Below are 21,056 nucleotides of genomic sequence, written 5' to 3' on the forward strand. Positions count from 1 at the left end.
CTAGAATCCTCAGACCGAAGGCTGGGCCAATGGCGCTGGGGTAGTCCACAAACTCCCCAGATTCTGCAACAACGACCCGGCAATGCCCTGCTGCCCCAGATACTGCAGAATCAATGGCGCAAACTGCCCGATCATCCCGGTATCCATCCCCAGCGCCTTGAACGCATTGTCCAGGTCGCTACGGTTTTCCACGTTGTTGCCCAGTGCGTTGCTCAACGCCGACTGGCTCTCGCTGTTCTTGCCGAGCAAATCCCCCAAACCACTCAACCCGCCCAGCGCATTTGCACCGGCCAGCAGGTCCAGGCCCGGCACCGCCTTGGTCAGTTGCCCATAGTCATCGCCGCTAAGGTTGTTGCGCGCCAGCCCCAGCATGGCTCCTGCCCCGCCTACCGCCTGTTCGGGGGTGATGTTCAACTGGCTGCCGAGGGTGTTGAGCAGATTGGCCTGAGCCTCGGGGGCCTGCACCTGGCCTTGTTGTGTCTGGTTTTGCATGGCGGACACGGCGTTGGCAGCGTCGCTGAGGTTGAAGGCGAACACCGGGCTAGCGGCCAGGGTCATCACGGTTGCCAGGGTGAATGCTTTCATCGGGAGGGACCTCGTTGGCCGGGATGGCCGGGAAACGAGGGGTTTGACTCGTGGTTTGGGGTTTTGTTCCGACCGTTCGTTACCTGCGGGTGAGCCGCAGGTCCGGCTGAGCCAGCCAAGTGAAAAAGCCCCTCCACGGAGGGGCTCTTCGGATGTTTACGCCGCACCCCACATCTTGTGCGGGTCAATCACAAACTTCTTCGGCACACCCGCATCAAACTCGCCATACCCTTCCGGCGCCTGATCCAGGTTGATCACCTGCACACCTACCACTTCAGCAATGTTGATGCGGTCCCACATGATCGCCTGCATCAGCTGGCGGTTGTATTTCATGGTCGGGGTCTGGCCGGTGTGGAAGCTGTGCGACTTGGCCCAGCCCAGGCCAAAGCGGATGCTCAGCGCGCCGATCTTGGCAGCGGCATCCACTGCGCCTGGGTCTTCGGTTACATACAGGCCCGGGATACCGATGTTGCCGGCCACGCGGGTCACTTGCATCAGCGAGTTCAACACGGTGGCCGGGGCCTCGTGCTTGGCACCTTCGTGGCCATGACCACGGGCCTCGAAGCCGACGGCGTCGACAGCGCAGTCCACTTCCGGCTCGCCGAGGATGTCGACGATCTGCTCGTGCAGCGGGGTGTCCTTGGACAGGTCGACCACTTCGAAGCCCTGCGACTTGGCGTGGGCCAGGCGGGCCGGGTTGAGGTCACCGACGATTACGCAGGCGGCGCCCAGCAGGCGCGCCGAGGCAGCGGCGGCCAGGCCGACCGGGCCGGCACCGGCAACGTAGACAGTGCTGCCTGGGCCGACGCCAGCGGTTACGGCACCGTGGTAGCCGGTGGGCAGGATGTCGGACAGGCAGGTCAGGTCACGGATCTTTTCCATGGCCTTGTCGCGCTCAGGCAGCTTCAGCAGGTTGAAGTCGGCGTATGGCACCAGCACGTATTCGGCCTGGCCACCGGTCCAGTCGCCCATGTCGACGTAGCCGTAGGCACCGCCGGCGCGGGCCGGGTTGACGGTGAGACAGACACCGGTGTGCATCTCTTTGCAGGAACGGCAGCGGCCGCAGGCGACGTTGAACGGTACCGATACCAGGTCGCCGATCTGCATGCGCTCGACATCGCGGCCCTTCTCGACGATTTCACCGGTGATTTCGTGGCCCAGGACCAGGCCGACCTGGGCAGTAGTGCGGCCACGGACCATGTGCTGGTCAGAACCGCAGATGTTGGTGGAGACCACCTTCAGGATGACGCCGTGTTCGATTTTCTTGCCGCGCGGGTCCTGCATTTTCGGGTAGTCGATGTGTTGCACTTCGACCTTGCCGGCGCCGAGATATACCACTCCACGATTGCCAGACATTGCTTGTACCTCGCTTGATTATTATTTATGCAGCGTTGGTTGAAGCACCGCCATCCGTGGGCGGCATGTACTACTGGAATGCAGGGAATTGTGGGCCGGATGGCGCCGGACGCACTGACTGGAAGCGACAGGGAGATGCCTTTTAGCGGCAGGGGTGTCGTTGGGGAATATGGGCAAACGGAGGGGCGGCCGGTGCGGGCCTCTTCGCGGCTAAAGCCGCTCCTACGGGGACCACACCAACCCGAGGGCTGTGCTGTACCTGTAGGAGCGGCTTTAGCCGCGAAGAGGCCCGCACCGGTTACTACAGAACGACAGTCCGGTTGGCGTTCAGGAATACCCGCCGCTCGATGTGATAACCCACCGCGCGCGCCAATGTCAGGCATTCGATATCCCGCCCTTTGGCAATCAGGTCTTCGGGATAGTGACTGTGATCCACCACCTCGACGCCCTGGGCAATGATCGGCCCTTCGTCCAGGTCGTTGTTGATGTAGTGCGCCGTGGCACCGACCATTTTCACGCCCTTGTTGTACGCCTGGTGATAAGGCTTGGCGCCTTTGAAACCCGGCAACAGCGAGTGGTGAATATTGATCGCCCAACCATCCAGACGACGGCAAAGCTCGGGCGACAGTACCTGCATATAGCGGGCAAGAATGACCAGCTCAGCACCGGTCTCCTCGATCACCTGCAGCACCTTGCGCTCTTGCCCAGGCTTGTCCTTGGGGTCGAGGGCGAAGTGGTAATAAGGAATCTTGTGCCAATGCGCCAAGGGTTCGAGGTCCGGGTGGTTCGACACCACGGCCACCACATCCATACCCAGTTGGCCAATACGCTGGCGATACAGCAGGTCATTCAGGCAATGGTCGGCCTTGGACACCATGATCACCACCTTGGGGCGGTGGTTGGGTGCGGTCAGCTCGAAAGCCATGCCGAACGCTTCGCTGCGCTCGGCGAGGCCGGCCCGGAAGCCTGCCTCGTCGAAATCGTCCGGCTGGCGGAACTCGACGCGAATGAAGAAGCGTCCCGACTGCCGGTCATCGAAGGAGTGGTGCTCCGTCACGTAGCAGCGCTGCTCGAAGAGGTAACGCGTCACCACGTCGACGGTGCCGAGCATGCTCGGGCAGTCGGCGGTGAGAATCCAGGTATCCGGTGCCCGACTCATGTTCTTGCTCCTTAGGCTTCGATGCTCAGGCCGTATTCGGCAGAAGCGTCCTGCAGCCACAGCCACCAGTAATCGGCGAAGCTGCGGCGAATTACCAGCTCCCAGGTGTCTTCTGCAGTGCGGCGGATCACCAGTTGCGACTTGGCGAACACGGTGCCCACGGCCTTGCCCACCGGGAAGTTGTTCGGGTGAACATCATAGCTGGTGGACTTCATCAGCACGTCGCGCACGTTCGGGCCGCGCAGTTCCAGCAGGCTTTGCCCGCCACTGACATTGACGACCTGAATGTGCTGGCCTTCAAGGGCCGCGCGCAGCTTTTGCTCCGCTGCCAGCTCCTGGCCGCCGGGTACGATCAGCAGCCACTCATCTGGACCGACCCATTGCAGCGACATGTCCTTGTTGGCGACCACGGTCAGCGCCACGGGCAGCTCCAGGCCAAGGGCCTTGTGCACGCCAGCGGCGAATTCCGGGTTGTGGCCATCACCACGCAGGGTGAGGTGACCGAGGAACTTGCGTTCACGCAGGGTCACGCCTGCGTTCTTGCGGCCTTTGCCTACCAGGCTGGCCAGGTCGGCATGGTGCAGTGGCGACTGGGCTTTGGCCTCGGCACCGGGGTTTTGCTGGAAGACGTTGATAGCGCTCATTTCTTACCTGCCTTGAATTCTGGATTCGACCACGATGCCTGCGGGAGACGGCCATCCTGTGGGAGCGGGCATGCCCGCGAATGCGATGTTGAATTCACCGCCCTCTTCGCGGGCACGCCCGCTCCCACAGAGACCTCATTCCACGCTTGGCACCGGTTGGACCGGGGGCCTTAGACGTTCTGCCGCTCACCCTTCGGATCGAAGAACACCGAAGACACGATTTCCGCCTCGATCACGCTGCCATCCGCCTGCGGCGAGTAGACACGCTCGCCCATGCGCTTGAGGCCGCCTTTGACCACACCCATGGCGAACGAGTAGCCCAGGGAGTTGGACGCGTAGCTGGAGGTGACGTGGCCGACCATGTCCATCGGGATCGGCTGTTTCGGGTCGAACACCAGTTGGGCGCCTTCCGGCAGCCACTTGGTCGGGTCGACCGGTTTCAGGCCCACCAGCTGCTTGCGGTTCTCACGTACGCAGTCTTCGCGGTTCATGCCACGCAGGCCGATCCACGAGAACGGCTTGTTGCGGCCAACGCACCAGCTCATGTTCAGGTCGTCCGGGTTCATCGAACCATCGGTGTCCTGGCCCACGATGATGAAGCCCTTCTCTGCACGCAGTACGTGCATGGTCTCGGTGCCGTACGGGGTCAGGTTGTACTTCTTGCCGGCCTCGATGATCTGTTCCAGCACGCCCATCGCGTAGTTGGCCTGCACGTTCACTTCGTACGACAGCTCGCCGGTGAACGAGATACGGAACACGCGGGCCGGCACGCCACCGACGTTGCCTTCCTTCCAGGTCATGAACGGGAAGGCTTCCTTGTCCATGTCGATGTCGGTCAGCTCGCTCAGCAGCTTGCGGCTGTTAGGGCCGGACAGGGTCATGGTGGCCCAGTGGTCGGTGACCGAAGTGAAGTACACCTTCAGCTCTGGCCATTCGGTCTGGTGATACAGCTCCATCCACTGCAGCACGCGGGCAGCGCCGCCGGTGGTGGTGGTCATGATGAAGTGGTTGTCGCCGACGCAGGCGGTTACGCCGTCGTCGAAGACCATGCCGTCTTCCTTGCACATCAGGCCGTAGCGGGCCTTGCCCACGTCGAGCTTGGTCCAGGCGTTGGTGTAGATGCGGTTGAGGAATTCGCGCGCGTCCGGGCCCTGGATGTCGATCTTGCCCAGGGTCGAGGCGTCCAGCAGGCCCACGCTGTCGCGCACGGCCTTGCATTCACGCGTGACGGCAGCATGGATGTCTTCGCCGGCTTTCGGGAAGTACCACGGGCGCTTCCACTGGCCGACGTCTTCGAACTCGGCGCCGTTCTTCACGTGCCAGGCATGCAGGGCAGTGAAGCGCACAGGCTCGAACAGGTGACCACAGTGACGGCCCGCTACCGCGCCGAACGTCACCGGCGTGTAGTTGGGGCGGAACATGGTGGTACCCATTTCCGGGATGGTGATGCCGATCGAACGGGCGGCGATGGCCAGGCCGTTGATGTTGCCCAGTTTGCCCTGGTCGGTACCGAAGCCCAGCGCGGTGTAGCGCTTGACGTGCTCGACCGACTCGAAGCCTTCACGGGTGGCCAGCTCGATACCGGCTGCGGTCACGTCGTTCTGCTGGTCGACGAACTGCTTCGGCCCCTTGGTGCCTTTGTCGTGCGGTACCAGGAACAGTGCCACGGTGGCCTCTTCCTTGCGCGCCACGGTTTTTGGCAGGGTGCCGACAGTGGCCTTGAAACCGGCCTCGGTGGCTGCGCGGACGCCGCCTTCGAAGCCATCGGCAATCACATCGCCCAAGGCATACACGCCGTTGATACCACCGACGCACTCACGCTTCTGCGGCGCATCGCCCGGCACGAAGCCAAGGATATCGTCACGCCATACCGGGCGACCGCCCAAGTGCGAAGCCAGGTGCACGATCGGGCTGTAACCGCCCGAGGACGCGATCAGGTCGCACTCGAGGACTTCGCCTGGGCTGGTGACTTTGTGTGCCTGCACATCAATCGCCGCCACACGGGCGCCGGTGACGTGCTTGCTGCCTTTGGCCTCGACCACGGCGCTGGAGGTGAGGATGCGAATGCCTTTGGCACGCGCTTCTTCAACCAGCGAGCCACGTGGGTTGTGGCGGGCGTCGGCGATGGCGACCACTTGCAGGCCCGCGTCGTGCCAGTCCAGCGCGGCGCGATAAGCGTGGTCGTTGTTGGTCGACAGTACCAGCTTGCGACCCGGCGCCACGCCATAGCGGCGAACATAGGTGGAAACAGCACCGGCCAGCATGTTGCCCGGCACGTCGTTGTTGCCGTACACCAGCGGGCGCTCGTGGGCGCCGGCAGCCAGTACCACGCGCTTGGCGCGGACGCGGTGCACGCGGTGGCGAACCTGGCCGATCGGGGCGCGGTCGCCGAGGTGGTCGGTGAGGCGCTCGTGAATGGTCAGGAAGTTATGGTCGTGGTAGCCGTTGACCGTGGCACGTGGCAGCAGGGTCACTTCCGGCAGGCCTTCCAGCTCTTTGACCACGGCGTTGACCCACTCGGCAGCAGGCTTGCCGTCGAGGGTTTCGCGGGTGTCGAGCAGGCTGCCGCCGAACTCTTCCTGCTCGTCAGCCAGGATCACGCGGGCACCGCTGCGCGCAGCGGCCAGTGCAGCAGCCAGGCCAGCAGGGCCGGCGCCGACGATCAGCACGTCGCAGTGCCGGTTCATGTAGTCGTAGCTGTCTGGATCGTTCTGCAGCGGTGCACGGCCCAGGCCGGCGGCTTTACGGATGTACTTCTCGTAAGTCATCCAGAACGATTTGGGGTACATGAAGGTTTTGTAGTAGAAGCCCGGCGGCATCATGCTGCCGCCTACCTTGCCGAGGATGCCCATGACGTCGTTGTTGACGTTCGGCCAGCCGTTGGTGCTGGTGGCGACAAGGCCCGCGTACAGTGCCTGCTGGGTGGCGCGCACGTTGGGGATCTGGGTAGCTTCGCTGGAGCCGATCTGCAGGATGGCGTTCGGCTCTTCGGTACCGGCGGCGATGATGCCGCGCGGGCGCGAGTACTTGAAGCTACGGCCGACAATGTCGACGCCGTTGGCCAGCAACGCGGCGGCCAGGCTGTCACCGGCATAACCCTGGTAGGTCTTGCCGTTGAAGGTGAAGTTCAGGACCTTGCTGCGGTCGATACGGCCGCCGCTGGCGAGGCGATAGGTCTGGCTCATACTTTTTCCCCTTGGCCTTTGACGGTCGACGTGGCGCTGGCGGCTTTGCCATTGGCGGTCACTTGCGGCTTCTCGCCAATCTTGTAGGTTTCCAGAATTTCGTAGGTCACGGTGTCACGGGTGACGTTGAAGTACTGGCGGCAGCCGGCAACGTGGTCCCACAGTTCATGGTGAATACCGCGTGGGTTGTCACGGTAGAACATGTAGGTACCCCACTCCTCGTCGGAGCAGGCGTTAGGGTCCAGCGGGCGGGCGATGTGTGCCTGGCCAGAGGCGTGGAACTCTTCTTCGGAGCGCAGCTCGCCGCAGTGGGGACAGAAAATATGCAACATGACGGTGTCTCCGGTTAGTGGGCGACGGCGGCGGCGCCGTGTTCGTCGATCAGTGCGCCGTTGTAGAAACGGTCCATGGAGAACGGCGCGGCCAGTGGGTGCATTTCGCCCTTGGCCAGGCTCGCGGCGAAGACGTTGCCCGAACCGGGGGTCGCCTTGAAGCCGCCAGTACCCCAACCGCAGTTGAAGAACATGTTCTTGACCGGGGTTTTGGTGATGATCGGGCAGGCGTCCGGCGAGGTGTCTACGATGCCGCCCCACTGGCGGTTCATGCGAACACGCGAAAGGTTGGGGAACATCTCGACGATGGCCTGCAGGGTGTGCTCGATCACCGGGTACGAACCGCGCTGGCCGTAGCCGACCCAGCCGTCGATACCGGCACCGATCACCAGGTCGCCTTTGTCGGACTGGCTGATGTAGCCGTGCACGGCGTTGGACATGATCACGCTGTCGATGATCGGCTTGATCGGCTCGGATACCAGCGCTTGCAGCGGGTGCGACTCCAGCGGCAGGCGGAAGCCGGCCAGCTTGGCCATGTGCCCGGAGTTACCGGCGGTGACCACGCCGACGCGCTTGGCGCCGATGAAGCCTTTGTTGGTTTCAACACCGATGACCGCGCCGTTTTCCTTGCGGAAGCCGATCACTTCGGTTTGCTGGATCAGGTCGACGCCCAGGGCGTCGGCAGCGCGGGCGAAGCCCCAGGCCACGGCATCGTGACGGGCAACGCCGCCACGGCGCTGTACGGTGGCGCCGAGGATCGGGTAGCGGGTGTTCTTCGAGCAGTCCAGGTACGGGATTTCGGCCGCAACCTGGGCAGTGTTCAGCAGCTCGCCATCCACGCCGTTGAGGCGGTTGGCGCTGACCCGACGCTCGGAGTCACGCATGTCCTGCAGGGTGTGGCACAGGTTGTAAACGCCGCGCTGGGAGAACATCACGTTGTAGTTCAGGTCCTGGGACAGGCCCTCCCACAGCTTCATGGCGTGCTCGTACAGGTGCGCCGACTCGTCCCACAGGTAGTTGGAACGCACGATGGTGGTGTTACGGGCGGTGTTGCCGCCGCCCAGGTAGCCCTTCTCGATCACGGCAACGTTGGTGATTCCGTGCTCTTTGGCCAGGTAGTAGGCCGTGGCCAGGCCATGACCGCCACCGCCGACAATGACCACGTCGTAAACCTTTTTAGGGGTTGGCGTGCGCCACATGCGCTGCCAGTTTTCGTGGTGGCTGAGGGAGTGCTTGAAAAGGCCGAAGCCCGAGTAACGTTGCATGGTGTGTGACTCCACTCAGCGGTAGACAGGGAAATCTGCGCACAGGGCCGCGACGTTCTTCGCCACATCGGCTTCGACGTCTGCGTCACCGAGGTTGTCGAGGATGTCGCAAATCCAGCCAGCCAGGGCCACGCACTGGGCGACCTTGAAGCCGCGGGTGGTGACGGCCGGGGTGCCGATACGCAGGCCCGACGTGACGAACGGCGACTGCGGGTCGTTCGGCACGGCGTTCTTGTTGACGGTGATATGCGCACGACCCAGGGCGGCGTCGGCGTCTTTGCCAGTCAGGCCCTGACGGATCAGGCTGACCAGGAACAGGTGGTTGTCGGTGCCACCGGAAACCACATCGTAGCCACGGTCGATGAACACCTGGGCCATGGCCTGGGCGTTTTCGATCACTTGCTGCTGGTAGGCCTTGAATCCAGGCTCCAGCGCTTCCTTGAAGCACACCGCCTTGGCAGCGATCACGTGCATCAGCGGGCCACCCTGGGCACCCGGGAATACAGCGGCGTTCAGCTTTTTCTCGATCTCTTCGTTCGACTTGGCCAGGATCAGGCCGCCACGCGGACCGCGCAGGGTCTTGTGGGTGGTGGTGGTGACCACATCAGCGAACGGGATCGGGTTCGGGTACAGGCCAGCGGCAACCAGGCCGGCAACGTGGGCCATGTCGACGAACAGCAGTGCGCCCACTTTGTCGGCGATGGCGCGGAAGCGTGGGAAGTCGAGGGTCTTGGAGTAGGCCGAGAAACCGGCAACGATCATTTTCGGCTTGTGCTCGACCGCCAGGCGCTCGACTTCGTCATAGTCGATCAGGCCGGTGTTGGTGTCGATGCCGTACTGGACAGCGTTGTACAGCTTGCCCGAGGACGACACTTTGGCGCCGTGGGTCAGGTGGCCACCGTGGGCCAGGCTCATGCCCAGGATGGTGTCACCGGCTTGCAGCAGGGCCAGGTAGACGGCGCCGTTGGCCGACGAGCCGGAGTGTGGCTGGACGTTTGCGTAATCGGCACCGAACAGCTGCTTGGCGCGCTCGATGGCCAAGGCTTCTACCTTGTCTACGTGCTCGCAGCCACCGTAGTAACGCTTGCCAGGGTAGCCTTCGGCGTACTTGTTGGTCAGGCCGCTGCCTTGGGCCTGCATGACGCGCTTGCTGGTGTAGTTCTCCGAGGCGATCAGCTCGATGTGATCTTCCTGGCGCTGTTCTTCGGCATTCATCGCCGCCAGCAGTGCATCGTCGTAACCCTGGATCTGGTCTTGCTTGCTGAACATTGTGTATCTCCCGGCAGCGATCGTTTTTTGTCGTGGGGCACTGTGGCCCTTTGTGGCGATGTTATGACTGGCGGGGCCGGGTCAGATGCCTGCGCACGCCTTGCAATGGCGCGTTTACGACATTCTCTTTGTGCCACCCATGCGGGCCCCTTCGCGGGCGCGCCCGCTCCCACAGTGATTGGCGTTTGCAGGACCATTGTGGGAGCGGGCGTGCCCGCGAATAGGCCGGCACAGTAATGAACAGAAATCGCTGCACGGGTTGTATAGGCAAGTGCTGAATCGATGGTTTAGAGTGCTGATCTGCGTCGTTCACAGGACCGTGCCATGACAGACAAGAGCCAACAATTCGCCAGCGACAACTATTCCGGCATCTGCCCCGAAGCCTGGGCGGCGATGGAAAAAGCCAACCACGGCCACGACCGCGCCTACGGCGACGACCAGTGGACCGAGCGTGCATCGGAGTACTTCCGCAAGCTGTTCGAAACCGACTGCGAAGTGTTCTTCGCCTTCAACGGCACCGCGGCCAACTCCCTGGCCCTGGCATCGCTGTGCCAGAGCTATCACAGCGTGATCTGCTCCGAGACCGCCCACGTCGAAACCGACGAATGCGGTGCGCCGGAGTTTTTCTCCAACGGCTCCAAGCTGCTGACAGCGGCCAGCGTCAACGGCAAGCTGACGCCACAGTCTATTCGTGAAGTGGCGCTCAAACGCCAGGATATCCACTACCCCAAGCCGCGCGTGGTGACCATTACCCAGGCCACCGAAGTCGGCACGGTGTACCGCCCCGACGAGCTGAAGGCGATCAGCGCCACCTGCAAGGAGCTGGGCCTGAACCTGCACATGGACGGCGCACGCTTTACCAACGCCTGTGCTTTCCTGGGCTGCAGCCCGGCCGAACTGACCTGGAAGGCCGGTGTGGATGTGCTGTGCTTTGGCGGCACCAAGAACGGCATGGCGGTGGGCGAGGCAATTCTGTTCTTCAACCGCCAGCTGGCCGAAGACTTCGATTATCGCTGCAAGCAGGCCGGGCAACTGGCGTCGAAAATGCGCTTCCTGTCGGCGCCATGGGTCGGGCTGCTGGAAGATGGCGCCTGGTTACGCCATGGCAACCACGCCAATCATTGCGCGCAGCTGCTGGCATCGTTGGTCAGTGACCTGCCGGGGGTAGAGCTGATGTTCCCGGTTGAGGCCAACGGGGTGTTCCTGCAGATGCCGGAGCACGCCATCGAGGCGCTGCGGGGCAAGGGCTGGCGCTTCTATACCTTCATTGGCAACGGTGGCGCGCGCTTCATGTGCTCGTGGGATACCGAAGAAGCGCGGGTGCGAGAGCTGGCGGCGGATATCCGCGCGATCATTGCTGGCTGAGAGATTGCCGGGAGGGCTTTGCCCTCTATCACGACACAAGGCCGCTCCCACAGGGGTTATGCACTCGCCTGCAGGTGATGCAATCCTCTGTGGGAGCGGCCTTGTGTCGCGAAAGGGCCGCAAGGCGGCCCCGGCAATCTAAAGCCTGAACCCACCCATCTGGCGCGCCAGGTCATCGGCCAGACCACGCAATGCCTGGCATTCTTCCCGACACCCCTGCACCTCTGCCGCCGTCTCCCGCGCCAGGTCGGAAATCCCTTGTACTGTCCGGTTGATCTCTTCAGTCACCGCCGACTGCTCTTCCGTCGCCGCAGCCACCTGATGGTTCATGTCACTGATGTGCTCTACCTGGTCGGTAATCGCGCTCAGCGATGCCCCGGTGCGCTGGCTCGATTCCACGCCACTGCCGGTCGCCTGCTGCCCTGCCTGCATTGAACTCACCGCCGAACCTGCACCCAGCTTCAGGCGCTGGATCATCTGCTGCACTTCGTCGGTGGACAGCTGTGTGCGCCGGGCCAGCGTACGTACTTCATCGGCCACCACAGCGAACCCGCGCCCCATCTCCCCTGCCCGCGCGGCCTCGATGGCAGCGTTCAACGCGAGCAGGTTGGTCTGCTCTGAAATGCTGCGGATTACCGCGAGCACTTCATCGACCGAGGCGACTTCGTCGGCCAGCTGGCTGACCGCATCGGCCGCCTTGCCGATGTCGCCCGACATGCCCTCGATGCCACGAATGGATCGTTGCACCACCTCGCGGGCCTGCAACGCCTCGTCTCGTGCCGACTGCGACGCCTGGGCCGCATCGCCGGCATTGCGGGCGATGTCCTGCACGGTCAGGCCCATCTCGTGTACAGCAGTGGCGACCATCTCGGTCATCTCCTGCTGGCGCCCGGAGCGCTCAGCGGTATTGTCCACCACCTGGGTTACCTGCTCCACGGCCCGCCGCAGCCGCTCGGAGGTACTCAACACCTCGCCGATCAGGCTGCGTTGGCTGTCCAGGAAGCGGTTGAAACCACGGGCCAGGTCACCCAGCTCATCCTGACGCGAATCGTCCAGCCGATGGCTGAGATCACCCGCTCCCCCGCCAATCTGAACCAATGCGGCGGTAACGCGGCGGATCGGCCGCACCAGGCCACGCGCCAGCAGTACCACCAACAGCAGCGACACCAACGCGACGGCGCCACCGATCAGGCTGGTCAGCCAGACGGCCTGATGCATTTGCGCGTAAATTTCCGACTCTGGCACTTCGGCCACAAGGGTCCAGTTGAGGTCGCGCAGCGGCAGGCCCAGCGCCAGGTAGCGCTCACCGTCACGGCTGAAGCGGCTGCTACGCAGGCTCTCGCCTCCGGTCATGACGCCTTTGGCTGCGTCCGCGCCAAGCTGTTCGGCAAGCTGGCGCTTGCCACTGAAGGCAGCATCGGGATGCACCTGGATCAGGCCATCGTTGCGCACCAGGAACACCTTGCCGTGCTCGCCAAAGCTGAAGTCGTGGATCAGCTTCGATAATTCGGTCATGCGCAAGCCCATGCCGGCCACACCCACCAGCTTGCCTTCCTTTTCCACGCGATAGTCGATGAACAGAGCCAGTTCGCCGGTGGCACCATCGATGTCGATGTTGATGAAACGCTCGGCGCCGCTGTCGATGTAACCGTAAAACCACTTGTCCTTGGGGTTGCTGCGGCTGAGGGTGCGGTCCAGGCCGTTCTCGTTGTAGTAGTGGCCGGTTTCAGTCGAGGCGAACAGCGTAGTAAAGGCGTGGTTGCGCTGTTTGGCGGCGGTCAGGTATTCGATGAATTGGGGCGCCTGCGCGGGATCTTCACCGGCAGCAAGCCAGTCGCGCAGCAGGGTGTTACCGGCAATGTCCGCGGCAGCGACCAACGGTTGGCCCAGCATGCGCTCGATGTCGTTGCGGATGGCTTCGATGCTGGCTGGCAGGGCAGTGTCGACCAGGTAGCGGTCGGTGAGGCGGTTGAGCGCCACGGTGAAGATAATGACCACCACCAGGATGCTCGCCAGCAAGGCAGCGCCCATGCTGGTGATCAATTGCAACTGGATGCTCTTACGCCAGATACGCATGCCCCTACTCCCCCGCACATTATTGTTTTGCGGAAAGTGTATACACTTGCGTATCCAGTTAATCCAGTGATCTGAAGCAATCAGATGCACCCTGTAGGAGCGGGTTTACCCGCGAATACGGTGTTGAAGCCACTGACGCATTCGCGGGTGAACCCGCTCCTACGGGGGGGACGGTATACGGCCTTATTGCTCAACGATGGTCCGCACCGTGGCGTCGATCTGCGCTTGAGTTCGCGCAAGGGTCTGCTGATGCCTGTAGGAGCGGGTTTACCCGCGAATGCGGTGTTGAAGCCACTGACGCATTCGCGGGTGAACCCGCTCCTACAGGGGACGGTGTGCGGTCTTATTGCTCTGCAATGGTCCGCACGATGGCATCCACCGTGGCGTCGATCTGCGCTTGAGTTCGCGCAAGGGTCTGCTGATGCTCTTTCTGCAGTTCAACCTGTTTGGAGCACAGGTTAAGGGCAGCCAGCACCAGCAGTTTGTCACCGATCAAGGTCGGGTACTGACGCTTGGTCTCGTTAAGGGCTTTGTTGAGCATCCGTACCGCCTGGGCCAGGGTTTCTTCCTGGCCTTCGGGCGCCTTGATCGAATAGTCGATGCCGAGAATCGACACGACATTGATCGGCTGCTCTTGCAGTCTCATGCGCCAACAACGCCCGCGCTGGCGCGCTCGACCAGGGCCTGGATGCGTGCTGCGGTAGCGCCGTTCTTCTCTTCCTGTTCCATCAGCGACAGCTGCAGGGTTTCGTTCTCTTCCTTGGCCTGGGCCAGTTCCTGGCCAAGGGCGGTGTTCTGCTCGATGAGTTGAGCGTTTTTCTGCATCAGGTCGCTGACCAGTTGCTCGATTTGATTCAGGGAAGCTTCCAGCATGGGTCTATCTCAGGTTGTTGCGAGGGGCGCACACGATAAAGAAAAGTGCGGCCCATCGCCATTAAATATCGGATTCATAAGGTGTCTGACCCGCAGATTGACAGGGTAATCGACCCCTTGTTCCGACCTGGATCAACCGCCGGTCAGGAAAAGGTTCGCGGTTGCACAATTTTCCCCGGTCCCATTCAAGACTAACCAGTCACGACCGATAGCCCGGCAAGTCATGTTTTGTCGCTCTTTCCCCACTTGCCTGGATCCTGCTCTCCATGTCCCTACGCAACATGAATATCGCACCGCGCGCGCTTCTCGGCTTCGCGCTCATCGGCCTGCTGATGCTCGGCCTTGGTATCTTCTCCCTGGTACAAATGGGCAACATCCGCCAGGCGGGCGTTGCCATCGAGCAAGTTAGCGTGCCCAGCATCAAGATCCTCGACGAACTCACCGCGCTGAACCTGCGCATGCGCACGCTTTCCTACCGCCTGCTGCTCAACCGCGAGCCGGCAACCCAACGCGATACCCTCGATCTGCTGGACCAGCGCAACAGCCAGATCGACCGTGCACGCCAGGCCTACCTGCCAATGATCGTCGCCGCCGACGAACAGGCAGCATTCGACCAGTACGGTCAGTTGCTCAACCAGTACCGCCAGCTGGAATCGCGCATGCGCACACTGAGCCAGGCCGATCGCCTGGACGAATTGCGTGACCTGCTCAACCGCGACCTGCTGGCCAACTCCGAGCAGATCAACAAGGTCATGGACACCTTGGTACGCATCAACACTGACCAGACTCGCGCCACCAACGAAAAAGCCGCCAACCAGTATGCCGGCGCTTTCGCCCTGGTGATCGGCCTGCTGGTTGCCGCCACCGTACTGACCTTCGCCTGTGCTTTCCTGCTGACCCGCAGTATCGTCAAGCCGATCGAAGAAGCACTCAAATGCGCCGAGCAAGTCGCCGACGGCGACCTGACCCACGTCATCCGCGCAGAGGGCACCGACGAAGCCGCCCGGCTGTTGCGCGCCATGGCGCGCATGCAGGACAAGTTGCGCGATACCTTGCAGCAGATCGCCGGCTCCGCCACCCAGCTGGCCTCGGCGGCAGAAGAGTTGAATGCCGTCACCGACGAAAGTGCCCGTGGCCTGCAGCAGCAGAACAATGAGATTGAACAGGCCGCCACTGCTGTCACCGAAATGACCAGCGCAGTGGAAGAAGTGGCGCGCAATGCCGTAAGCACATCAGAAGCGTCCAGTGAAGCCAGCCGCTCCACCGGCGATGGTCGTGACCTGGTGATGGAAACCGTGGGTGCGATCGAGCGCATGAGCGGTGATGTGCAGGCCACCGCCAAGCTGATTACTCACCTGGCCGAACAGTCGCGCGACATTGGCAAGGTGTTGGACGTGATCCGTGGCCTGGCCGACCAGACCAACCTGCTGGCGCTCAACGCAGCCATCGAAGCCGCGCGGGCCGGTGAAGCGGGCCGTGGTTTTGCCGTGGTCGCCGATGAAGTGCGGGCATTGGCCCATCGTACACAACAGTCGACCAGCGAAATCGAGCGCATGATCGGCAGCATCCAGGGCGGTACGGAAGAGGCGGTAGAATCGATGCGCACCAGCACCGAGCGCGCGGAGTCGACACTGAACATCGCTCGTGGCGCAGGCATGGCACTGGACACCATCGCCGGCGCGGTGGCGCAGATCAACGAGCGCAACCTGGTGATTGCCAGTGCGGCGGAAGAGCAGGCCCAGGTGGCGCGGGAAGTGGACCGCAACCTGGTGAACATCAATGACCTGTCGGTGCAGAGTGCTACCGGGGCGCATCAGACCAGTGCGGCGAGTGCCGAGCTGTCGCGTCTGGCGGTAGACCTCAATGGCCTGGTAGCCCGGTTCCGCACCTAGAAGCATTCGCGGGCACGCCCGCTCCCACAAGGTTCACCGCAGTCCTGAAGATAGCGATGGCCCTGTGGGAGCGGGCGTGCCCGCGAAGAATCCAGACTGGCCACTGGATCAGTAATCGATCCGCACATCCCCTTTCGGCACACTGCAGCACGACAGGATGTAGCCCTCGGCCTCGTCATCTTCGGTGATGCCGCCGTTGTGCTCCATCTCTACTTCGCCGCCCAGCTTGAGCACTTTGCACGTCCCGCAAATGCCCATGCCACAGGCTTTCGGGATCATCAGGCCGACCTTGGCCGCGGCCGCATGCACGGTCTCGCCCGGGGCGATGCGGATGCTCTTCTCGCTACCGATGAACTCCACCAGATTGAGGTCGGAAACGTCCAGCTCAGGTGCATCGGCCGCCTGCTCGGCGTGCTCCACGGCGTCGGCTTTGGCTTCCGCCGGCGTCGCGCCGAACGACTCCTCGTGATAATTCTTCATGTCGAAGCCGACCGCTTCAAGCATGCGCTTGACCGCCGTCATGTACGGCGTCGGGCCGCAGCAGAACACAACGCGCTCCATGTAGTCCGGCGCAATCAGTTCCATCAGCCGCTGGTTCAGGTAACCGCGGTAACCCGCCCACGGCTCGCCCAGGCCATGCTTTTCGCAAATGATGTGCAGGCTGAAGTTGGGGATGCGCGACGCCATCTGTTCCAGCTCGCGGTGGTAAATGATGTCTTTCGGCGAACGGGCGCTGTGGACGAACACCATGTCGACGTTGGCATTGGTGTCGTAGAACCAGCGCGCCATCGACATCACTGGGGTAATACCGACGCCGCCCGACAGGTACAGCACCTTGCCAGCAGGGAAGTCGATGGCGTTGAACAGCCCCACCGGGCCGTGCACCGGCAGCTCGGCGCCTTCGTGCATGGTGTCGTGCAGGAAGTTCGACACCAGGCCACCCGGCACACGCTTGACGGTGATCGAGAAGCTGTAGGGCACTGACGGCGAACTGGAGATGGTGTAGGAGCGCATCACGGGCTTGCCTTCGATCTCCAGCTCCAGGGTGACGAACTGCCCTGGCTTGAAGAAGAACATGATCGGCTGGTCGGCCATGAAGCAGAAGGTGCGCACGTCCCAGGTCTCCTGGATGACCTTGACGCAGCGCACGATGTGGCGGCCGTTGGCCCAGGTCTGGGTAGTGACCGGATTGAGGAAGGTATCGGACATGTTCATCTCCAGCGGCCGACTATCGGGCTTTATATGGCTTGGATAATGCGCAAGCTGAGAGCGACGTACATTCCTGCCAGCGACATCGGCGTGCTTATCGCGACCAGCCCCGCGATACAAGGGCTGGCGCGTCGTTATTCAAATCGGCCATGTCGCCCATGGATACGGTTCGCGGCGTCTTCGGACGCACACTCCACGGCAAAACAACATGCTGTTTTCTGACAAGCAGCCTTGCGGCACCACAACAACGATTAGCCACCTTTTGCCGGCCGCATACGGCCCCGAGGAATACACGATGGACGTCACCGCAACCCTGAGCCTGGGCGATCCACTGGAACCTGCACGCAAGGCCACCGCCGAGATGCTGCAGACCCGCGAGCGAACCTACTCGCTGCCCCAGCCTTTCTACACCGACGAGCGTCTGTTCCAGATCGACATGCAGGAGATCTTCCACAAAGAATGGCTGATCGCCGGCATGACCTGCGAGATCCCGGCGAAAGGCAACTACATCACCCTGCAGATCGGCAAGAACCCGATCATCGTTATCCGTGGTGCCGAAGGTAAGGTGCACGCCTTCCACAACGTCTGCCGTCACCGCGGTTCACGCCTGTGCGTCAGCGACAAAGGCAAGGTGGCCAAGCTGGTCTGCCACTACCACCAGTGGACCTACGAACTGGACGGTCGCCTGCTGTTCGCCGGTACCGAGATGGGTGCTGACTTCGATATGAACCAGTACGGCCTCAAGCCCGTGAACGTGAAGGTGGCCGGCGGCTACATCTTCATCAGCCTGGCGGAAAACCCGCCCGCCATCGACGAGTTCCTGGCCACGCTCGAGCACTACATGGAACCGTACGACATGGAGAACACCAAGGTGGCGGTGCAGACCACCTTGATGGAAAAGGCCAACTGGAAACTGGTGCTGGAAAATAACCGCGAGTGCTACCACTGCTCCGGTTCGCACCCGGAACTGCTGCAAACCCTGCTGGAATGGGACGATACCAACGACCCGCGTGCCAGCCAGGAATTCAAGGACCACGTGGCCGCCTCCGCCGCTGCCTGGGAAGCCGAGAAGATCCCTTACCTGCACAAGAGCCACGGCCTGCGTAACCGCATCGTGCGCATGCCGCTGCTCAAGGGCACCGTGTCGATGACCATGGACGGCAAGCAGGCCTGCCAGAAGCTGATGGGTCGCATCAAGAACCCGGACCTGGGCTCGATGCGCATCCTGCACCTGCCGCACTCGTGGAACCACTGCATGGGCGACCACATGATCGTGTTCACCGTGTGGCCGATCAGCGCCCAGGAGACCATGGTCACCACCAAGTGGCTGGTGCACAAGGATGCCGTCGAAGGTGTGGACTACAACCCCGAGAACATGCGCAAGGTGTGGGATGCCACCAACGACCAGGACCGCCGTCTGGCGGAAGAGAACCAGCGTGGGATCAACTCCACCGCGTACCAACCCGGCCCGTATTCGAAGACTTACGAGTTTGGTGTGGTGAACTTCATTGACTGGTACAGCGGGCGGATGCTGAACAACCTGGGAGCAGAGCCGGCGGCCTACCTGAAAGAAGTGCAGGCTCAGTAAACAAAAACGCCCTGCCGCAAAAGATGCACTTTGCGGCAGGGCGTAACCTCATAGCAGTCGGCTCACTGTGACTGACTACGCGGTCGCCGTATATTCAACGCTTGTGAAGGCGGCGAAGCACCAGCAATTCTCCGCTGCCGTATTCTTTCATTGATGTCATACACGACATTCTGATTCGAAGGGGTCACGGGTGGCCTACCAGTTGGAGTGACAACTTCCAGCACGAACTCGTGCGGCATTGGCGCCTCGGGTAAGCCTCCCGTCATCAAATTCCAATTCGTCTTGATCTGATTCAATGGGCGGCTCCCCGGCCCAATCGCTGCGTTGATCGCTCGCGTGAGCGTTGCTGCAGCACTGATTGCCGTACCCACGTTCGCGCCAAAAATAGCGCTCGGCACCCCTGCGTACAATGCCGCGGAGCTTCCTAAGCTCAGTATGGAACCGAAGGTGCTCACTCGTGTGGCATTAAGGCCTATCCAGGTTTCAGGCGTAGGTCCGAGAAAGTTATAAGCAATCGTCGCTCCGTTCGACAGCATACCTAAACCACGCAGCAGCAAGCCCCCAACATCAAAACTATGGCCACTGGGATCGACTCGGTTAACCGGATCGCCAGCGCAATATGCATAACCGTTCAACCCCCCTGCCCCAAAAGGACTGAAGGAGTCTTGGGCTTGAAACCGCATCAATGCCGGATTGTAGGCACGATAACCGTTACCCAAGTGATAGCAACCCGTGAACGGGTCTCGCCGCTCGCCGTTGAACGCAAGTACACAACTCCGCGATGCGTTCGATAGCCATAGGGTGAGTATCCGTTGACAACTGCAGGCATAAGGGTCATGTGGATAACTCCTGGAATGGTTCTATGGAGGATATCCAGCCGCCGCGTACTCAAACACTGGCAATTCTGTCAGTGCCCACAGGTATCAATCGGATTCAAGCAGATGATCAATTTTTGATCGAAACAACGGAGCCCTTGTTTTTAAAGGGCTACAGTGCACTCCGTACAACTTGTCCACAGAGACACTAACAGACTTTGTGAGCAAAACACGGAGCCGACAACTGTAGTTCTGTGGATAAGCGGTTCAAAGCTCTGATAATCAAGAATTCGAGACTTCTGACCCACCTTGATCGTTTTTTAATCATTTCTTCGCAAGCCACGCCCTACGCGTACTCCAGCTAGTGCCCAACAGATTATCCACATAGCAGCTAACAGCGATTGTGGGCAATACGAGCTGGAGGCATGCATATCCGTGCCTGACGAGCGGTGTGATGGGTCCGGCAAGGACTTATGCACAGGTAGAATGTGCGTCTGGCAGATGATCGGGGCGCCCTTGTGGAAGCGGGCTTGTCCCGTGGAGCAGGAGACCCAGTGCCTGGCACCGGCTGCGCCGGTGTTGGCGGGGCATGCCCGCCCGCACTCGGTCACTGGAAAATCAGTAATTTAGCGTTGGTCCAGGAGAACGCCTTGCCGGGGAGTGCATGAACCTTTAGCGCAGCACGCCCTCTTCCACCAACAGCTTGAGGATGGCTTCGGCGCCTTCCTGTGGCGAAACGTCCTTCAGCACCTTGCCACCACCGCCACTGGCCTTGGCCGTCGCGGCCTTCATGCGGTCGGCGCCACTCTTGGCCTTGATCACCTTCAAGCGCTTGGGCCTTGGACGGGCCGGTTGCAACTCGGCTTCAGCCAACAGCTCATCTTCGACAATGGCCACATTACGCGCCGCCAATACCCCCCGGCGCGCAGGCCCAAAAGCACTCTGGCGCGGCTTGGGCGCAGCGTTATCCACAGTCGCCAGCAATGGCAAACGCACCTTCAAGCGACGCCGCTGACCACGCGGCAAAGCCTGCAACACCTGCGCGGTGCCGTTGTCGATCGACTCCACCTCAGCCAACCCGACAATCAGCGGCCAACCGAGCTTTTCGGCCAGCAGGAACGGCAACATGCCCGAACCCTCGCCAGTCTCGGCCTGGCTGCCGGTCAGCACCAGTTGGGCCCCGGCGTCGCGCAGATAATCGCCCAGCACGCCCAGCACATCGGCACCGGCCGGTTGCTCCAGCACGTCCAGGTGGTCCAGGCCCATGCCCAGGTAAGCGCGCAACGCCTCTTCCTGTGGATCGCCAGCATGCACCACCTGCAAGTTGTCCCCAGCCAGCTGCAAACCCAACTCCACGGCACGGGCATCCTGCTCGGCGCGGCGGGCGCGGCCAGAGCTGGGGTGGGCACCAATGGAAACCAGGCTGATCACTTTCGTACTCAT

At 61.9% G+C, this 21,056-nt stretch carries 17 protein-coding genes and 2 pseudogenes; 4 read left to right on the forward strand and 15 right to left on the reverse strand.

Annotated features, from left to right (window positions below; translation table 11 throughout):
- Positions 1–9: 9 nt before the first annotated feature.
- From V6093_RS16210 to V6093_RS16245, 8 genes are all read right to left on the reverse strand, one after another.
- Complete coding sequence (locus V6093_RS16210; protein ID WP_047603163.1) at positions 10–585, reverse strand: DUF2780 domain-containing protein; 576 nt, start codon at positions 583–585, stop codon at positions 10–12.
- 156 nt (positions 586–741) lie between these two features.
- Positions 742–1,941 (reverse strand): formaldehyde dehydrogenase, glutathione-independent, encoded by a 1,200-nt coding sequence (gene fdhA, locus V6093_RS16215; protein WP_011953256.1) that lies wholly within the window; start codon positions 1,939–1,941, stop codon positions 742–744.
- 301 nt (positions 1,942–2,242) lie between these two features.
- A complete protein-coding gene (gene purU / locus V6093_RS16220) occupies positions 2,243–3,100 on the reverse strand; it encodes a formyltetrahydrofolate deformylase (protein WP_003255675.1) in 858 nt (285 codons plus the stop codon).
- 11 nt (positions 3,101–3,111) lie between these two features.
- Complete coding sequence (locus tag V6093_RS16225) at positions 3,112–3,744, reverse strand: sarcosine oxidase subunit gamma (RefSeq protein ID WP_003255677.1); 633 nt, start codon at positions 3,742–3,744, stop codon at positions 3,112–3,114.
- A 170-nt stretch (positions 3,745–3,914) separates the two neighbouring features.
- Entirely contained in the window at positions 3,915–6,929 is a 3,015-nt protein-coding gene (locus tag V6093_RS16230) for a sarcosine oxidase subunit alpha (protein WP_003255678.1), read from the reverse strand.
- The gene (locus tag V6093_RS16235; RefSeq protein WP_003255679.1) at positions 6,926–7,261 is read right to left on the reverse strand and encodes a sarcosine oxidase subunit delta; all 336 of its coding nucleotides are present in this window, start codon (positions 7,259–7,261) and stop codon (positions 6,926–6,928) included. Before V6093_RS16235 ends, V6093_RS16230 begins: the two co-directional genes overlap by 4 nt.
- 14 nt (positions 7,262–7,275) lie before the next feature.
- Complete coding sequence (locus V6093_RS16240; protein ID WP_003255680.1) at positions 7,276–8,526, reverse strand: sarcosine oxidase subunit beta family protein; 1,251 nt, start codon at positions 8,524–8,526, stop codon at positions 7,276–7,278.
- Between the two features lie 15 nt (positions 8,527–8,541).
- On the reverse strand, positions 8,542–9,795 hold the full coding sequence (locus V6093_RS16245; RefSeq protein WP_003255681.1) for a serine hydroxymethyltransferase: 1,254 nt from the start codon (positions 9,793–9,795) through the stop codon (positions 8,542–8,544).
- 324 nt (positions 9,796–10,119) lie between these two features.
- Here V6093_RS16245 and V6093_RS16250 point away from each other — a divergent pair, with 324 nt between their 5' ends.
- The gene (locus tag V6093_RS16250; RefSeq protein WP_332730886.1) at positions 10,120–11,160 is read left to right on the forward strand and encodes a low specificity L-threonine aldolase; all 1,041 of its coding nucleotides are present in this window, start codon (positions 10,120–10,122) and stop codon (positions 11,158–11,160) included.
- 138 nt (positions 11,161–11,298) lie between these two features.
- Here the strand turns inward: V6093_RS16250 and V6093_RS16255 are convergent, their stop codons facing one another.
- The 4 genes and pseudogenes from V6093_RS16255 to V6093_RS16270 all read right to left on the reverse strand — a co-directional run bounded on the left by V6093_RS16255 (position 11,299) and on the right by V6093_RS16270 (position 14,109).
- The gene (locus tag V6093_RS16255; RefSeq protein ID WP_375136179.1) at positions 11,299–12,036 is read right to left on the reverse strand and encodes a methyl-accepting chemotaxis protein; all 738 of its coding nucleotides are present in this window, start codon (positions 12,034–12,036) and stop codon (positions 11,299–11,301) included.
- 126 nt (positions 12,037–12,162) lie between these two features.
- Positions 12,163–13,236, reverse strand: a pseudogene (gene mcpH, locus V6093_RS16260) (methyl-accepting chemotaxis protein McpH); the annotation flags it as partial.
- A 343-nt stretch (positions 13,237–13,579) separates the two neighbouring features.
- Positions 13,580–13,882: a cell division protein ZapA gene (locus V6093_RS16265; RefSeq protein WP_003255684.1), complete on the reverse strand. Its 303-nt coding sequence runs from the start codon at positions 13,880–13,882 to the stop codon at positions 13,580–13,582.
- Positions 13,879–14,109, reverse strand: coding sequence for a hypothetical protein (locus tag V6093_RS16270; protein ID WP_003255686.1), 231 nt, complete (start codon positions 14,107–14,109; stop codon positions 13,879–13,881). Before V6093_RS16270 ends, V6093_RS16265 begins: the two co-directional genes overlap by 4 nt.
- 281 nt (positions 14,110–14,390) lie before the next feature.
- Between V6093_RS16270 and V6093_RS16275 the strand changes: the two are divergent.
- Together V6093_RS16275 and V6093_RS16280 are read left to right on the forward strand one after the other, a co-directional pair.
- Positions 14,391–15,146 (forward strand): annotated as a pseudogene (locus tag V6093_RS16275) (MCP four helix bundle domain-containing protein); the annotation flags it as partial.
- On the forward strand, positions 15,138–16,001 hold the full coding sequence (locus tag V6093_RS16280; protein ID WP_406669825.1) for a methyl-accepting chemotaxis protein: 864 nt from the start codon (positions 15,138–15,140) through the stop codon (positions 15,999–16,001). The pseudogene V6093_RS16275 and the gene V6093_RS16280, both read left to right, overlap by 9 nt.
- A 108-nt stretch (positions 16,002–16,109) precedes the next feature.
- On the opposite strand, the gene gbcB is transcribed toward V6093_RS16280, so the two are convergent.
- A complete protein-coding gene (gene gbcB / locus V6093_RS16285; RefSeq protein ID WP_003255691.1) occupies positions 16,110–17,210 on the reverse strand; it encodes a glycine-betaine demethylase subunit GbcB in 1,101 nt (366 codons plus the stop codon).
- A gap of 295 nt (positions 17,211–17,505) precedes the next feature.
- Here gbcB and gbcA point away from each other — a divergent pair, with 295 nt between their 5' ends.
- Positions 17,506–18,798 (forward strand): glycine-betaine demethylase subunit GbcA, encoded by a 1,293-nt coding sequence (gbcA, locus tag V6093_RS16290; protein WP_047603174.1) that lies wholly within the window; start codon positions 17,506–17,508, stop codon positions 18,796–18,798.
- 62 nt (positions 18,799–18,860) lie between these two features.
- On the opposite strand, the gene V6093_RS16295 is transcribed toward gbcA, so the two are convergent.
- A complete protein-coding gene (locus V6093_RS16295) occupies positions 18,861–19,517 on the reverse strand; it encodes an RHS repeat-associated core domain-containing protein (protein WP_375136178.1) in 657 nt (218 codons plus the stop codon).
- A gap of 768 nt (positions 19,518–20,285) precedes the next feature.
- Positions 20,286–21,056, reverse strand: coding sequence for an electron transfer flavoprotein subunit beta (locus V6093_RS16300; protein ID WP_003255694.1), 771 nt, complete (start codon positions 21,054–21,056; stop codon positions 20,286–20,288).

Source organism: Pseudomonas putida group bacterium ESBL64, from assembly GCF_045277175.1.
Taxonomy (GTDB): Bacteria; Pseudomonadota; Gammaproteobacteria; order Pseudomonadales; family Pseudomonadaceae; genus Aquipseudomonas; species Aquipseudomonas alloputida.

Excerpts from the sequence above, each read along its gene's own strand:
- V6093_RS16265 (WP_003255684.1), bottom strand. The coding sequence starts at position 13,882 with ATGAGACTGCAAGAGCAGCCGATCAATGTCGTGTCGATTCTCGGCATC.
- V6093_RS16270 (WP_003255686.1), bottom strand. The coding sequence starts at position 14,109 with ATGCTGGAAGCTTCCCTGAATCAAATCGAGCAACTGGTCAGCGACCTG.
- V6093_RS16230 (WP_003255678.1), bottom strand. The coding sequence starts at position 6,929 with ATGAGCCAGACCTATCGCCTCGCCAGCGGCGGCCGTATCGACCGCAGC.
- V6093_RS16225 (WP_003255677.1), bottom strand. The coding sequence starts at position 3,744 with ATGAGCGCTATCAACGTCTTCCAGCAAAACCCCGGTGCCGAGGCCAAA.
- gbcB (WP_003255691.1), bottom strand. The coding sequence starts at position 17,210 with ATGTCCGATACCTTCCTCAATCCGGTCACTACCCAGACCTGGGCCAAC.
- V6093_RS16210 (WP_047603163.1), bottom strand. The coding sequence starts at position 585 with ATGAAAGCATTCACCCTGGCAACCGTGATGACCCTGGCCGCTAGCCCG.
- gbcA (WP_047603174.1), top strand. The coding sequence starts at position 17,506 with ATGGACGTCACCGCAACCCTGAGCCTGGGCGATCCACTGGAACCTGCA.
- V6093_RS16250 (WP_332730886.1), top strand. The coding sequence starts at position 10,120 with ATGACAGACAAGAGCCAACAATTCGCCAGCGACAACTATTCCGGCATC.
- V6093_RS16240 (WP_003255680.1), bottom strand. The coding sequence starts at position 8,526 with ATGCAACGTTACTCGGGCTTCGGCCTTTTCAAGCACTCCCTCAGCCAC.
- V6093_RS16300 (WP_003255694.1), bottom strand. The coding sequence starts at position 21,056 with ATGAGTACGAAAGTGATCAGCCTGGTTTCCATTGGTGCCCACCCCAGC.
- V6093_RS16235 (WP_003255679.1), bottom strand. The coding sequence starts at position 7,261 with ATGTTGCATATTTTCTGTCCCCACTGCGGCGAGCTGCGCTCCGAAGAA.
- fdhA (WP_011953256.1), bottom strand. The coding sequence starts at position 1,941 with ATGTCTGGCAATCGTGGAGTGGTATATCTCGGCGCCGGCAAGGTCGAA.
- V6093_RS16280 (WP_406669825.1), top strand. The coding sequence starts at position 15,138 with ATGCAGGACAAGTTGCGCGATACCTTGCAGCAGATCGCCGGCTCCGCC.
- purU (WP_003255675.1), bottom strand. The coding sequence starts at position 3,100 with ATGAGTCGGGCACCGGATACCTGGATTCTCACCGCCGACTGCCCGAGC.
- V6093_RS16245 (WP_003255681.1), bottom strand. The coding sequence starts at position 9,795 with ATGTTCAGCAAGCAAGACCAGATCCAGGGTTACGACGATGCACTGCTG.
- V6093_RS16255 (WP_375136179.1), bottom strand. The coding sequence starts at position 12,036 with ATGACCGAGATGGTCGCCACTGCTGTACACGAGATGGGCCTGACCGTG.